Origin of the sequence: Sagittula salina, assembly GCF_017813235.1 — a bacterium.
Classification (GTDB): Bacteria; Pseudomonadota; Alphaproteobacteria; order Rhodobacterales; family Rhodobacteraceae; genus Sagittula; species Sagittula salina.
On sequence record NZ_JAGISH010000001.1, the window covers coordinates 169742 to 183069 of the forward strand.

At 64.0% G+C, this 13328-nt stretch carries 13 protein-coding genes and 1 pseudogene; 6 read left to right on the forward strand and 8 right to left on the reverse strand.

The features are described from left to right. Positions 1-118 precede the first annotated feature (118 nt). Positions 119-856, reverse strand: coding sequence for a 3-oxoacyl-ACP reductase FabG (gene fabG / locus J5474_RS00795; RefSeq protein ID WP_209358448.1), 738 nt, complete (start codon positions 854-856; stop codon positions 119-121). Between the two features lie 64 nt (positions 857-920). Beyond that, positions 921-1862 (reverse strand): ACP S-malonyltransferase, encoded by a 942-nt coding sequence (gene fabD / locus J5474_RS00800; protein WP_209358449.1) that lies wholly within the window; start codon positions 1860-1862, stop codon positions 921-923. Positions 1863-2036: 174 nt separating this feature from the next. On the opposite strand from fabD, the gene J5474_RS00805 reads away from it, so the two are divergent. Then, on the forward strand, positions 2037-3233 hold the full coding sequence (locus tag J5474_RS00805; RefSeq protein ID WP_209358450.1) for a cytochrome b/b6 domain-containing protein: 1197 nt from the start codon (positions 2037-2039) through the stop codon (positions 3231-3233). A gap of 39 nt (positions 3234-3272) precedes the next feature. Beyond that, positions 3273-3947, forward strand: a pseudogene (locus J5474_RS00810) (IS5 family transposase); the annotation flags it as partial. Between the two features lie 19 nt (positions 3948-3966). Here the strand turns inward: J5474_RS00810 and J5474_RS00815 are convergent. The 3 genes from J5474_RS00815 to J5474_RS00825 form a co-directional block, all read right to left on the reverse strand. Next, complete coding sequence (locus J5474_RS00815) at positions 3967-4581, reverse strand: hypothetical protein (protein ID WP_209358451.1); 615 nt, start codon at positions 4579-4581, stop codon at positions 3967-3969. Positions 4582-4783: 202 nt separating this feature from the next. Continuing rightward, a complete protein-coding gene (locus J5474_RS00820; protein ID WP_209358452.1) occupies positions 4784-5365 on the reverse strand; it encodes a YceI family protein in 582 nt (193 codons plus the stop codon). 120 nt (positions 5366-5485) lie between these two features. Beyond that, positions 5486-5794 (reverse strand): hypothetical protein, encoded by a 309-nt coding sequence (locus tag J5474_RS00825; RefSeq protein WP_209358453.1) that lies wholly within the window; start codon positions 5792-5794, stop codon positions 5486-5488. 252 nt (positions 5795-6046) lie between these two features. On the opposite strand from J5474_RS00825, the gene rpsF reads away from it, so the two are divergent. The 4 genes from rpsF to J5474_RS00845 all read left to right on the forward strand — a co-directional run bounded on the left by rpsF (position 6047) and on the right by J5474_RS00845 (position 8898). Next, complete coding sequence (gene rpsF / locus J5474_RS00830) at positions 6047-6409, forward strand: 30S ribosomal protein S6 (protein ID WP_209358454.1); 363 nt, start codon at positions 6047-6049, stop codon at positions 6407-6409. Positions 6410-6432: 23 nt separating this feature from the next. Beyond that, positions 6433-6660 (forward strand): 30S ribosomal protein S18, encoded by a 228-nt coding sequence (gene rpsR / locus J5474_RS00835; RefSeq protein WP_005982441.1) that lies wholly within the window; start codon positions 6433-6435, stop codon positions 6658-6660. A gap of 12 nt (positions 6661-6672) precedes the next feature. Next, a complete protein-coding gene (gene rplI, locus J5474_RS00840) occupies positions 6673-7284 on the forward strand; it encodes a 50S ribosomal protein L9 (protein WP_209358455.1) in 612 nt (203 codons plus the stop codon). A gap of 255 nt (positions 7285-7539) precedes the next feature. Further along, entirely contained in the window at positions 7540-8898 is a 1359-nt protein-coding gene (locus J5474_RS00845; RefSeq protein WP_209358456.1) for a methyl-accepting chemotaxis protein, read from the forward strand. A 229-nt stretch (positions 8899-9127) separates the two neighbouring features. Here J5474_RS00845 and tig read toward each other — a convergent pair whose 3' ends face one another. The 3 genes from tig to J5474_RS00860 form a co-directional block, all read right to left on the reverse strand. Next, complete coding sequence (gene tig / locus J5474_RS00850; RefSeq protein WP_209358457.1) at positions 9128-10453, reverse strand: trigger factor; 1326 nt, start codon at positions 10451-10453, stop codon at positions 9128-9130. 132 nt (positions 10454-10585) lie between these two features. Beyond that, positions 10586-10894: a hypothetical protein gene (locus J5474_RS00855; RefSeq protein WP_209358458.1), complete on the reverse strand. Its 309-nt coding sequence runs from the start codon at positions 10892-10894 to the stop codon at positions 10586-10588. A gap of 422 nt (positions 10895-11316) precedes the next feature. Continuing rightward, positions 11317-13137 (reverse strand): EAL domain-containing protein, encoded by a 1821-nt coding sequence (locus tag J5474_RS00860; protein ID WP_209358459.1) that lies wholly within the window; start codon positions 13135-13137, stop codon positions 11317-11319. Positions 13138-13328: the final 191 nt, after the last annotated feature.

Genomic DNA, 13328 nt, shown 5'->3' on the forward strand with positions numbered 1-13328 from the left:
CCCCGATGCAGGTACACGGAAACCGCACGCCTACGTGAAATCTTTGGGGCCTATAGCACAGGCGGCGAGGATGGCAAATGCTTTCCCACACCGCTTTGCAGCGCGCCCCCAAGGGCATTCACAGCATGGCCATGCCACCGTTGACGTGCAATGTAGCGCCCGTCACGTAGCCAGCTTCCGCGCTCGACAGATAAAGCACCGCAGCGGCGATTTCCTCCGGGCTGCCCATCCGCCCCGAGGGGATCTGGTTCAGGATCGCGGCCTTCTGCTCGTCGTTCAGCTTGTCGGTCATCGCCGTCTCGATGAAGCCCGGCGCCACCGCGTTCACGGTGATACCACGGCTGGCGACCTCATAGGCCAGCGACTTGGACATGCCGATCATCCCCGCCTTCGCCGCGGCGTAGTTGCCCTGCCCCGGATTGCCCGTCGCACCCACCACGGAGGAGATGTTCACGATGCGGCCCCAGCGCGCCTTCATCATACCGCGCAGCACGCCCTTGCAGAGGCGGAAGGTCGAGGTAAGGTTCACTTCCAGCACGCTCGCCCACTCTTCCTCCGACATGCGCATGAAGAGGTTGTCGCGGGTGATGCCGGCGTTGTTCACCAGAATATCGACGGAGCCCATGGCCTCCACCGCCTGCTTCGGCAGCGCGTTGACCGCCTCCGCGTCGGAGAGGTTGCAGGGCAGCACGTGGACGCGGTCACCAAGTTCGGCGGCCAGCGCCTCCAGCGGCCCGGTGCGGGTGCCGGAAAGCCCCACGGTCGCGCCCGCGCCGTGCAGCGCCGTGGCGATGGCGCCGCCAATGCCGCCCGAGGCGCCGGTGATGAGGGCGGTCTTGCCTGTCAGATCGAACATGTCTGTCTCCTTTGCGTCCCCTCCGCCCGCCGGGCACGGGGACGATTTTTGGTGTAAATTCGCGTCAGGCGTTGAAGGCCGCGGCCGCAGCAGTGACATCTGCCGCCGTGCCGATGTTTCGCACGCCGGCCTCCTTGTGGATGCGGCGCACCATGCCCGACAGGGCCTTGCCCGCGCCGATCTCCCAGAACTCGGTCACGCCGTGCGCCACCATGTAACCAACCGACTCGCGCCAGCGCACGGGCCCGCAGACCTGCTCCACGAGAAGCGCACGGATCGTACTGACGTCAGTGACGGCAGAGGCGCGGACATTGGCGACCAGCGGCACCTTCGGCGCAGCTATCTCGACGTCGTCGAGCGCCTCCGCCATGACGTCCGCCGCCGGCCCCATCAGGTCGCAGTGGAAGGGGGCGGAGACCGGCAGCAGCAGCGCGCGCTTGGCGCCCTTCGCCTTGGCCAGTTCGACGGCGCGCTCCACCGCCGCCTTCGCGCCCGAGATCACCACCTGTGCGGGATCGTTGTCATTGGCAGCCGCCAGCACGTCGCCCCCGGCCGCCTCCGCCACCACGGCGCGCACCGCGTCGAGGTCGAGGCCCAGCACAGCCGCCATGGCGCCCTGCCCCACAGGCACCGCCGCCTGCATCGCCTTGCCGCGCTTTCGCAGCAGCCGCGCCGCATCCGCCACGCTCAGCGACCCGGCGGCGGTCAGCGCGGTGTATTCACCGAGGCTGTGGCCCGCGACGTAAGACGCGGCCTCCACCGTGACGCCTTCGGCCTCCAGCGCGCGTATCGCAGCGATTGAGGTCGCCATCAGCGCGGGCTGCGCGTTGGCGGTCAGGGTAAGGGTCTCGATGTCGCCCTCCCAGATCAGGGAGGACAGGCTTTGACCCAGCGCGGCGTCGACTTCTTCGAAGACGGCGCGGGCGGCCGGGTAAGCCTCCGCGAGGTCGCGGCCCATGCCGATGGTCTGGGCGCCCTGCCCCGGAAAGATGAATGCGCGGCTCATGCCCCACTCCTTTGCGTCACGTCCTTGGGGCATAGGCATTAACCCTCTGGCGCCCGTGGCGCAACGCCCGGTCGCGGCGGAACGCACGGAGGCTGTGCGGCGGCGAAGATTGTGCGCGCACGCCATTCGTTTAGCTCTGGTGAGCCCCCGCGACAGCCGACCCGAGGACCCGTCATGCCCCTTACCAACACCGCGACCCGCTACGGCAGCATTGCCAAGGTCTTTCACTGGTCCATCGCCATTGGGATCCTCGCGATGATCCCGCTCGGACTCATCGCCGCCGACGCGCCCTATGGGACGGCGGATGAGTTGGCACGCAAGGCCGCGCTGTTTTCGATTCACAAGACGCTGGGGGTAACCATCTTCCTGCTGGCCTTGGCGCGGATCGGCTGGGCGGTGAGCCAGCTGAAGCCAGTGGCGCTGCACCCCGAACGGAGGACAGAGACATTTCTGGCCGAACTGGTGCACTGGCTGCTTTATGGCAGCCTCGTATTGGTGCCGCTGTCCGGCTGGATCGAACACGCCGCGACCGATGGCTTTGCGCCGATCCTCTGGCCGTTCGGGCAAGCCCTCCCCTTCGTTCCGAAGAGTCCGGCGCTGGCCGAAATCTTTGCCACTGCACACTGGCTTCTGCAATGGGTGCTGACCGGATCGGTTGTACTGCACATCGCCGGGGCGCTGAAGCATCATGTCGTCGACCGTGACGCCACGCTGCGCCGGATGTGGTTCGGGCGGGCGGAGGCCGGGACCTACCACGCGCCGCATCGCGTAGCCGCGCCGCTTGGGGCGTTGGTGGTCTGGGTGGCGACTTTCGGCGCGGCCTGGGCCACGGGGGCCTTCACGACAGATCAGCGCGCACCCCGGCCGGCGCTTACACAGGTAGAAAGCGGATGGCAGGTAACGGAGGGGACTCTTGCACTCACTGTCCGGCAGATGGGCAAGGAGATCGAAGGCGTCTTTTCTGATTGGACCGCCGAGATCGACTTCGACGACACGCCCGGCCTTGGCGAAAAGGGCACCGTTTCCGTGACCGTTGCCATTCCGTCCCTGACGCTGGGCAGCGTGACGACGCAGGCGCTGGGGCCGGACTTCCTCGCCGGGGAGGCGCATCCCACCGCCACTTTCGTGGCACCGATCGTGAGGGCGGAGGAAGGCTATATCGCTGACGGGACCCTGACCCTGAAGGATACGGAAGTGCCGGTGACACTGCCCTTTGCACTGGATCTGACGGGCGACGAGGCGCATGTCTCGGGCGGGGCGGTGCTGGACAGGCGGGCCTTTGGCGTCGGGAAAAGCATGACGGATGCGCAGCAGCTGGGTTTCGAGGTTTCCGTGTCGGTTGACCTCACTGCCACGCGCAGCGCGCGCTAGGGTCAGGACTCATCGCCAATGGATGACGGTTGCGGCGCCCCGCCCAAGACGCTTTACAACCGTTGGAAACGTTGGAGCGACAAGGGCATCTTCGCCAGGATGATGGTCGGCCTGGCGGCCGAGCACGGTGAAGAGAAGACCGTGATGATCGACGCCACCTATCTGAAGGCCCACCGCACGGCGACCAGCATGGCCGCGAAAAAGGGGGGCGTGGACGCCTGATTGGTCGGACCAAAGGCGGCATGAACCACTGCCCGGCAGGGCATTGCGCAGCAATGTCCCGAGAGGGACCAAGCTGCACGCCATCTGCGACAGCAAAGGTCGTCCTCTCAGTCTGTTCGTCACCGCCGGTCAGGTCAGCGATTACATCGGCGCACCGGCGTTGCTGAGCAGCCTGCCAGATGTCGACTGGTTGCTCGGGGACTGCAGATATGATGCCGATTGGTTCAGAGAAGCATTACAATACAGAGGGATACGCGCCTGTATTCCTGGCCGGAGACAGCGGAAGAAACCGGTGAAATATGACATGCGCCGCTACAAACGGCGCAACCGCCGCTTTCGTGACATTGCTGCGCAATGCACTGCCGGGCAGTGATCGAGATCATGTTCGGCAGGCTCCAGGATTGGCGGCGCGTGGCAACCCGATACGACAGGTGCCCAAAGGTCGTCCTGTCAGCCATCGCTCTCGCGGCCATCGTCATCTATTGGCTTTGAAACTCAATGCGTCCTGATCCTACGCACGCGCCCGGCGCCAGCCTTCGGAAAAGCGTTCGATGCGGACTCCCACCGGCGCGCGGAGCAGCGGCATCATGCTGTCGTCTATATTGAGAACCAGCCCGATGGGGCCGACATGCAACGCCGGAACCTCACCTGGGCCGAGGAACACCCACCCCGTATCAGGCCACGGCCCCGCCACCGCCTGAGGCTCGCGGCGTTCCAGCATGGCAATACCCACGTAGCCCTCCAGAATACGCGTATCCACACAGGCGCGGGCGAGGTAGCGGGCTTCCTCCTCCAGATCGTCGACGCGGCATTCCTGCACGGCCAGAACGTGCCACGGCTGGACATCCAACTCGGCCCCCGGTCCCATGCCGGGCACTTCGCCGGTCTCCACCACGCCGCGCCAGGCGGTTTGCATCTGCTCCGTCAGGCGCAGCCAGATCCGCTCTGCCGCGCCGTCGGTCAGGCCTACAGGGGTAACACCCAGTTGCACCACGTCGCCCGGTTGCAGGGCAGCAAGCTCCGCTTCCGACGGTGTGAAGAAGGTATAGGGGGCCATCGCCTTGATCGGGCGCGGGTCAACCAATTGCCAGCCCTCGCCGCCGCCGTCGAACACGATATCAAACATTTGCCCACCGTTCTGCCGCTCTTGGATCGGAACAGAGTCGCCTTTCAATGGGGCAGGAATGCGAAACGCAGGGCGCGTTCTGGGCGGGATTCGGTTAAAATGGTCAAGGCCGCGCAAAGGCAGCAGGAATGCCGGGAAGATACGCAAAAGGCCCGCCGATCGGGCGGGCCTTTTCCGGCATCTCATGGCAGAAGCGTGGCGGTCAGTCCGCCTTCATCGCCTCTACGGAGATGGAAACTGCGACCTCGTCGCTGACGTAGGGCGCATAGGCACCAAGGTTGTAATCCGAACGAACCAGCGTTGTGGTCGCATCAAAACCCGCCCAGGGCTTGCCCTCCATCGGATGATCGCCCGCCTGGTTCAGTGTCGCGTCCAGCACCACCGATTTGGTTACGCCGTTCAGGGTCAGGTCGCCGGTGATCTTTGCCGTGTTCTCGCCGGTGACTTCGATTCCGGTGGAGGTAAAGTTGACCATCTCGCCATCGGCGGCACCGAAGAAGTCCGGGGACATGAAGTGCTCGAACCGCGCTTCCCAGCCGGTCAGCATGGAGCGCACCGGAAAGGAAACTTCCACAGCGGATTGTGCCGGATCGTCCTTGTCCCAGTCGATGGTGCCCTCGAAGCCGGAAAACATTCCGTGCCCGGTGGAGAAACCGAGGTGGTTATAAGTGAACACGATCTGGCTGTGTGACGCGTCCAGCACATAAGCTTCGCCCGCCTGTGCGGCCAGCGGAGCGGTCAACGTCGAAAGCGCAAGCGCGCCTGCGAGAAATGCAATCTTCATGGTGTCATCCCGTTTGTTCTTGTTTGATGACACAAAGAGTATGCTGCGGCGCGGCACGCACAATTCGGGCGAAACACACAGGTTCTGTGGATTTGCGAACATAGGGGTCACGAAGGCGCCTTAGCGGCCGTTGTTGTCCCGCGCGAAGACGAGCATGCACATCCCCGCGATCAGCATGACTAGGGAGGCACCCAGCTTCATCAGCATCAGATCCGCCGCCTGCGGCCCGCCCGCGACGATCCAGATACCAAAGGCCGAGGCAGTCAGACCGAAGCCTAGACAGATCAGGACGAAACGCGTCAGGACCGCGTGCACCGGCACATGCCCCGGATTGGCAGGCGTCAGCGGTATGGGGAAGCCGCCTTCGATGAGCGTGACCTCCTGAACCGCTGCCCGCTCCGCCGCCCTTCTGCGTGCCGTTACGCTCATCCTTCCCGTCCTCTGAAGCTTTGGTTAACCCGGTTTTGACACTGCGCGCAAAAGACGCCCGGAATGGGGCACAGCGGAGGCAATAGTTCGCCGTCCCCGCAGCCACCCCGCGCCCCCTTGCGCCAACCGGGAATCCGTGTATACGGACCCCTCCTTCCGCGAATGAATGATGAACCGCGCGGACTCTCGTGGGTCGGGTGCGGAAGGGAATGCCCGCCCTTTGAAACGCGCCTTGATAGAAATGGAGTGCACATGCCGCTGTACGAGCATGTCTTTATCTCGCGTCAGGATCTGTCCAACGCGCAGGCCGAAGGGCTGGTGGAACACTTCAGCACCGTACTCAAGGACAATGGCGGCAACGTCATCGAATCCGAGTACTGGGGCGTGAAGACCATGGCCTACAAGATCAACAAGAACCGCAAGGGCCACTATGCCTACCTGCGCACCGACGCGCCGTCGGCTGCCGTGCAGGAAATGGAACGCCTGATGCGCCTGCATGACGATGTGATGCGGATTCTGACCATCAAGGTCGACGCGCACGAGGAAGGCCCGTCCGTCCAGATGCAGAAGAGAGACGAGCGTGGCGACCGCCGCGAGCGTCGTCCGCGCGACTGATCCCCGAAACAGGAGTATAGACAATGGCTGCAAAACCGTTTTTCCGCCGCCGCAAGGTCTGCCCCTTCTCGGGCGACAATGCACCCAAGATCGACTACAAGGACACGCGCCTTCTGCAACGCTACATCTCTGAGCGTGGCAAGATCGTCCCGTCCCGCATCACCGCCGTCTCGGCCAAGAAGCAGCGTGAACTGGCCCGTGCGATCAAGCGCGCCCGCTTCCTCGCCCTGCTGCCCTACGCCGTGAAGTAAGGAGACAAGCACATGCAAGTCATTCTGCTGGAACGCGTGGCCAAGCTTGGCCAGATGGGCGACGTCGTGGACGTAAAGCCCGGTTACGCCCGTAACTACCTCCTGCTGCAGGGCAAGGCGCTGACCGCCTCGAAGGAGAACATCGCCTCCTTCGAAGGGCGCAAGGCGCAGCTCGAGGCCCACAACCTGGAGACCAAGACGGAAGCGGAGGCTCTGGCCCAGCGTCTGGACGGTCAGCAGTTCGTCGTGATCCGTTCCGCATCCGACGGCGGCAACCTCTACGGCTCCGTCACCACGCGTGACGCGGCCAACGTGGCCTCCGAGGACGGTTTCTCGATCGAGCGCAAGCAGATCATCATCCGTCAGCCGATCAAGGAACTCGGCCTGCACGACGTCGAGGTGCACCTGCACCCCGAAGTGATGGTGACCATCACCCTGAACGTCGCACGTTCCCCCGAAGAGGCGGAACTGCAGCAGTCGGGCAAGTCGATCCAGGAACTGGCCGCCGAAGAAGAGGCGCAGGCCGAATTCGAAGTGTCGCAGCTCTTCGACGATATCGGCAGCGCCGCATCGGACGACGACGAGGCCCCGGCCCCGCGTGAATCCGAAGGCGAGGACGACTGATCGTTTCGATCAATTGGTATCTATTGAAAAGACGGCCGTTCCCTTGCCTGGGGAGCGGCCATTTACATTTCTCGGCATGGCGTTGAACAAACGTCTTTGTACCAAATCATATCTGGACGGCGCCCGCCGAAAGCGCGCAACCATATACAGAACAACCATATACAGAAAAAGCCGCAAATACGGGCTTGCAGCAGACACGCGCTGTTAATCTCTGAAATCTAGATGTTGAGCAATCAACGTTTGACGGAGAAAGTCATGCCCTTGTTCAAGAAGACTCCCCCGGTCGTGGAGGGAATCGGACGTCGCTACGAGAAGCCCGACCTGCTTGAAGTCGTGGGTGCGACGCAGGCCGTCATCCATTTCAAACCCTCCGGCGAGATCCTCTTTGCCAATGAGAATTTCCTGAATGCGCTTGGCTACAAGCTGGAGGACATCGAGGGGCAGCATCACCGCATGTTCGTCGAAAAGGAGTATACCGAGTCCGAAGAATACGCCGATTTCTGGAAGAAACTGAACAGCGGCAAACACTTCACCAGTATGTACAAACGGATCAAGAAGTCGGGGGAGCCGATCTACATTCAGGCCACCTACTGCCCCGTCGTGGATGCTTCGGGCGTGACCCGGCGGATCATCAAGCTGGCCACGGATGTCACAGACCGGCAGCTCGCCTTGCTGGAGATCGAAATCTCGCTGAACGCTCTGCGAGATGGCGATCTAACACGCCAGGTGGTGCCCACTGGTCCTCGCGACGTTCGGGAACTTGCCAATGTGCTGAATCAGACGCTTGGCAACCTTTCTGGCATGGTGACGAACGTGAAGGGCGTGACCGAAGTGGTCAGCCGGTCCGCGAACGAGATCATGACCGGCACGGATTCGCTGGCCATGCGGACAGAGCAACAGGCCGCTACGCTGGAACAGACCGCCGCCGCCATTGACGAACTGACCCACGGAGCGCATTCTGCTGCAGGCAGCGCAAAGGAAGTCCGGGAGACCACCGACCGCACCCGGACCGCCGTGGAGGGCGGGCGCGAACTGGTCGAAAGCCTGACCAGCGCCATGCAGAAGATCGAGAAATCCTCCGACCAGATTTCGCAGATCATCTCGGTGATCGAGGGTATCGCCTTCCAGACCAACCTGCTGGCGCTGAACGCCGGGGTGGAAGCCGCACGCGCCGGGGATTCCGGCCGCGGCTTTGCAGTGGTCGCGTCCGAAGTCCGTGGGCTTGCACAACGAAGCTCCGAATCCGCTAACGAGATCAAGGATCTGATCCGCCAGAGCACCGAGAACGTGAAAAGCGGTTCGGACCTCGTGACGCGGACCTCCACGGAATTCGGGACGATCTACGAGGGCGTCTCGGAGATTTCCAATCATGTTGCGGAAATCGCCAATCGGATGGAAGAGCAGTCCCGCACCCTGTCGGAGATCAACACTGCCGTCTCGACGCTGGACACCAATACGCAGCAGAACGCCGCCATGGTCCAAACGACGCGGGATATCGGCCAACACCTGAGTAACGACGCCCGGAGCCTGGTGGAAGAGGTCGGCTTCTTCAAAACCGACCAGACGGGCCAAGCCTCGCACGGGGACACCGAAGGGCTCCGCCAAACGGCCTGAAAAGCAACTCGAACAGCACCTGAAACGAATACGGGGGAAGGCTTTCGGAGGAACGCGGACCCCGAAAGGTATACATCGCCAAGCGTACCAGTCGCGCGACGCCCCGGCGCCCCCCCCCGCCCGCAAAAGTGCCGAAGCGCAACGCCCGGGTGTTTCCTGTCCCTCCAGCGTCACAAAAAAGGGCCGCTCCATCCGGAGCGGCCCAATCTGTTTCAATTCTGGAAGTCGATCACTCCTCGTCCAGTGCCTCCACGGCCTTCTGCAGGTCGTCCTTGGAGATTTCCTTCTCCGTCACCTGAGCCTGCTCGGCAATGTGGTCGATGACCTTGTCCTCGAAAATCGGCGCACGCAGTTGCTGCTGCATCTGCTGGTTCTGCCGAACGAAGTCGAAGAAGGCGCGCTCCTGACCGGGGTACTGACGGGCCTGCGTCATGATCGCCTGCGTCATCTCGGCGTCGGTCACTTCGACCTCAGCTTTCTGGCCCAGCTCGGCGAGCAGCAGACCAAGGCGCACGCGGCGTTCGGCCAGCTTGTTGTGCTCTTCGGTCGGCTCGATCTTGTCGTGGTTGTGGTCGTGGACGTCGGGGTTTTCCTCGTGCCACAACTGGTGCGCGATCTGGCCGGCCTCGGCTTCGACCAGCGACGGCGGCAGGTCGAAGGACACCAGCGCATCGAGCTTGTCCAGCAGGTCCCGCTTCATCACCTGGCGCGCGGCACCGATGTATTCGGCCTCCAGACGCTCACGGATCTGACCCTTCAGTGCCTCGAGATCCTCGGCACCGAACTTCTTTGCCATCTCGTCGTCGATCTCGGCGGCCTTTGCGGCCTTCACTTCCTTGATCTTGCATTCGAAAACGGCGGGCTTGCCGGCGAGGTTCTCTGCCCCGTATTCCTCGGGGAAGGTCACCTCGATGTTCTTTTCGTCACCGGCTTTCGCGCCGACCAGCTGCTCTTCGAAGCCGGGGATGAAGGACCCGGAGCCCAGCACCAGCGGGTAGTCCTCTGCCGCGCCACCGTCGAACGCCTCGCCGTCGACCTTGCCGACGAAGTCGAACACCACCTGGTCGCCGTCCTCCGCCGCACCGTCCTTCGCTTCGTAGTCCTTCGCGGTGTCCGCAAGGTTGGCCAGCGCTTCGTCCACCGATGCGTCCTCGGCCTTCACCACGAGCTTCTCCAGCGAGAGCTGCGACAGGTCGACCTCGGGCACCTCGGGAAGCGCCTCGTAGGACAGTTCGACCTGCACGTCGTCGCCTTCTTTCCAGTCCTCGTTGACCATCTTGACGTCGGGCTGCAGCGCCGGGCGATCGCCGGTCTTCTCGAAGTGCTCGTTCATCGCACCGTCGATGGTTTCCTGCATGGTCTCGCCCATCACGCGGGGGCCGAACTGCTTCTTTAGCAGCGCCATCGGAACCTTGCCCTTGCGGAAACCCTTCATCTCGATGTCGGGCTGGGCCTCTTTCAGCTTGGCGGTAACTTTCTCGTCCAGCTCGGCCGCCGTCACGGTGATGGCGTAGCCGCGCTTGAGGCCTTCGTTCAGCGTCTCGGTGACCTGCATCGTCTCTTCCCTCGAATGAAGACGCGCCCCGCAATGGGGGCGCAATTGAATTTGGCACCTTCTATTGTCCGATTCCGTTCTGTGCAAGACGATTTGGGTCACGCGAAGGGCCGAAACCCTTGCGACAGGGCGTTACCGGAGGTCTTTGGCCGAGACCCATCCGCTCCGCCCGTCCGGCAGGGCGACGTTCCACCAGATGACGTTCTCCGCCATGCAGGCGGCTGCGGCCATCTTGTCGCGCGCCCATTCCAGCGGGTCTTCCTGCCGTAGCAGAACGTCACCATAGCCGCGACAGGCCTGCGCGCAGGCGCGGCGGCGGGCCCTCTCGCCCACCAGCTTGGCGATGCCCTGCAGGACTTCGAGGTGCCGATGCTTCGTCACACGGGCTACGATCGGCGCATCGGGCGCCGCTGAGGCACGGATATCGAGGCTGGGCGCCATGACGCGGACATTTTCCGCGTCGGGAACAGCGCAGCGAAGCGGAGGGGAGACCGCTTCTCGCCGGATGACGACCGGCGCCTCGGCGCGAACGGGGATCAGAAGGGGACGATTTTCCGACACCGCCCTTGACCATCCACCCTGCGACACCATCTGGTCGCTCGCATGCCCCTCCAGGGGCGAAGCCGGAACCACTGCGTAATTCATTGACGCGGGGCGTTGCGCGCTTGCGCCCGTTGCGGTCAGAAGAACGGCAACGCCGCACGAGAGAACGAGGGTCTTCAGGGCGGGCATGCCTGTCTCCTGTCTTTCCTGTTGTGCCTCGGCCCCAGGCTAGGCTGCCGGGGGCCCTTAGGTAAAGTCTGCCGTGACGGCACGTCACCCCCTTCCCTTTCGCCTGCCCACGGCGCAGGCATTACCGCGGATCAGGCAGGCTCTGACTCCGCCCCAACGGGCTGCTGGGGGTCAATGTCGTAGCGCAGAGGCGCGGTGAGCATGGCGTCGGGCGGTAGCGCCGCGTCAAACAGCCAGCCTTGGCCCAGCGTTCCCGGTGGCAGCGGCCCGGGTGCGTGAAGGGCCCGCAACTGGGCAGCAGTTTCTATCCCCTCGATCACCACGCCAATCCCGCTGCGCCGGGCGATGTTCAGGATCGCCTCGACAATGGCGCGGTCGTGGCGACTATTCTCCAATCCACGAACGAAGTCCCGGTCGATCTTCAGCCGATCCACCGGCCAGTCGCGCAAATGTTGAAAGCCGCCATGACCGGTGCCGAAATCGTCCATCGCCACTTCGGCGCCGAGCCGCCGCAACGCCTGCAGCGTGTCAAAGATCAGGCCGCGTCCATCGCCGAGGATCACGGTCTCTGTCACTTCAAGCGATATCGTCTGCCATCCGAGGCCCGCCGCCGTCAGGCGTTTTCCAAGACAGGCAACGAGGTCGGGATTGGAAAGGTCGAAGGCGGTCATGTTCACAGCCAGGCGGGCGCCACGGGCAGCGGGACCGGCGCGGCGACACCAGCCGTGGAACCGCGCCAGCCCCACATCGAGCATACGCGCGGTCAGGTCCTCCGCGATACGGTGATCGCTGAAAACCTCCGCGAAGTCGCGCGGGGTCAGCACCGCGCCATCCTCCGCCGTCCAGCGCGCGAGGACCTCGAACCCACGGCAGCGCCCGTCCTGAAGATCCACCAGCGGCTGGAACCACGGCATCACGCGGTCGCAGCGGACAGCATCTTGAAAGAGTGCGTCGATTTCCCCCGCGCCATAGCGCGCCGCCATTGCAGGGGCGAAAACCAGCCCCGGGGCCTCTTCCGCACGGGCCGCGCGCAGGGCCGCCCGCGCCTTGGCCATCAGGTCCGGCAGACCCGGCGTCTGCAGTGACTGGTGGCAGGCCCCGATCAGTGCGGTACCGAGGTCCGGCCGCCCGATCCGATCCGCACCGTTGCGCAGCCCGAGGGTGCAGCGTTCCATGATGGCGGCCAGAGCGCCGGAACCCGGCCGCCCCTGCAGCGGCACCAGAACGGCGAACTCGCCTCCTCCGGTCCGCCCGATGAGCGCCGCATCCGGCAGGGTCGCGGCCAGCGCGGCGGCCAGCTCCGCGAGGTAGGTTTCGGTGAAAGCCTGCCCAAAGAGCATATCCAGCCGCTTGCCATGCAACACGTCCAGCAGCAGCAGGGCCTGCCGGGTGCCGCTCTCCAGCGTGCGGCGGCGTCCCGCCTCCCGGAAACAATGGGTGTTCAGCAGGCCGGTCACCGCGTCGGTCCCTAGCGCCCGCCGCAGGGAGCCGCATTCGCGTTCCAATACGCTGAGGTTACCGTCGCGCATCACACTGGTGGCGAGCATCTGCAGACTTACCTGCAAGATCGGCATCAGCTCCAGTACACGTTTCCTGACCCGGGCCAGATCGCGCGCGGAGTCGAAGGCAAAGGAGGCCGCGGCCATCGGCGCATTCACCCCGGGATCGTGGCGCAACCCAAAGAGGCGAAAGGTCGTACCTGAGGCCCTTACGGTGGCTTCGGGTTCTATAAAGGATGCGGCATCGCGGGTCTCCAGCAGCGTCCGCGCCAGAAGTGTCAGCGAGGCCCGCAAAGACGCTTTCTGGTCCTGCGCACAGATCAGGGCGAGGCCCGAGGCGTCAAAGCCGTCGAGCGCAATGCAGCACCCATCCGCCCCGATCGCTTCGGCCATGGCGTCGCTGAGCCTGCCCGGATACGGACAGCCCGTGGTAGCGGCGTCCTGGCAGGCCATGACCAACTTCTCACCCCGCGCACTCGCGCTCATATTCCTGTCCCGTCAACATGGGTTCTGGTGCAAAACGCGTACCGTGCGACGCGCGACCGCCCCGCGCAGCGGACGATCCGAAGGCCTGCCAAGCTTTCGGGCCGGTCACCACCGCGCGAACGACCGAACTCCTGTTTCCGACAGTGAGGTTAACATGC

Coding starts and splice junctions, on each gene's coding strand:
- fabG (WP_209358448.1), bottom strand. CDS start 856: ATGTTCGATCTGACAGGCAAGACCGCCCTCATCACCGGCGCCTCGGGC.
- fabD (WP_209358449.1), bottom strand. CDS start 1,862: ATGAGCCGCGCATTCATCTTTCCGGGGCAGGGCGCCCAGACCATCGGC.
- J5474_RS00805 (WP_209358450.1), top strand. CDS start 2,037: ATGCCCCTTACCAACACCGCGACCCGCTACGGCAGCATTGCCAAGGTC.
- J5474_RS00815 (WP_209358451.1), bottom strand. CDS start 4,581: ATGTTTGATATCGTGTTCGACGGCGGCGGCGAGGGCTGGCAATTGGTT.
- J5474_RS00820 (WP_209358452.1), bottom strand. CDS start 5,365: ATGAAGATTGCATTTCTCGCAGGCGCGCTTGCGCTTTCGACGTTGACC.
- J5474_RS00825 (WP_209358453.1), bottom strand. CDS start 5,794: ATGAGCGTAACGGCACGCAGAAGGGCGGCGGAGCGGGCAGCGGTTCAG.
- rpsF (WP_209358454.1), top strand. CDS start 6,047: ATGCCGCTGTACGAGCATGTCTTTATCTCGCGTCAGGATCTGTCCAAC.
- rpsR (WP_005982441.1), top strand. CDS start 6,433: ATGGCTGCAAAACCGTTTTTCCGCCGCCGCAAGGTCTGCCCCTTCTCG.
- rplI (WP_209358455.1), top strand. CDS start 6,673: ATGCAAGTCATTCTGCTGGAACGCGTGGCCAAGCTTGGCCAGATGGGC.
- J5474_RS00845 (WP_209358456.1), top strand. CDS start 7,540: ATGCCCTTGTTCAAGAAGACTCCCCCGGTCGTGGAGGGAATCGGACGT.
- tig (WP_209358457.1), bottom strand. CDS start 10,453: ATGCAGGTCACCGAGACGCTGAACGAAGGCCTCAAGCGCGGCTACGCC.
- J5474_RS00855 (WP_209358458.1), bottom strand. CDS start 10,894: ATGGCGCCCAGCCTCGATATCCGTGCCTCAGCGGCGCCCGATGCGCCG.
- J5474_RS00860 (WP_209358459.1), bottom strand. CDS start 13,137: ATGGCCTGCCAGGACGCCGCTACCACGGGCTGTCCGTATCCGGGCAGG.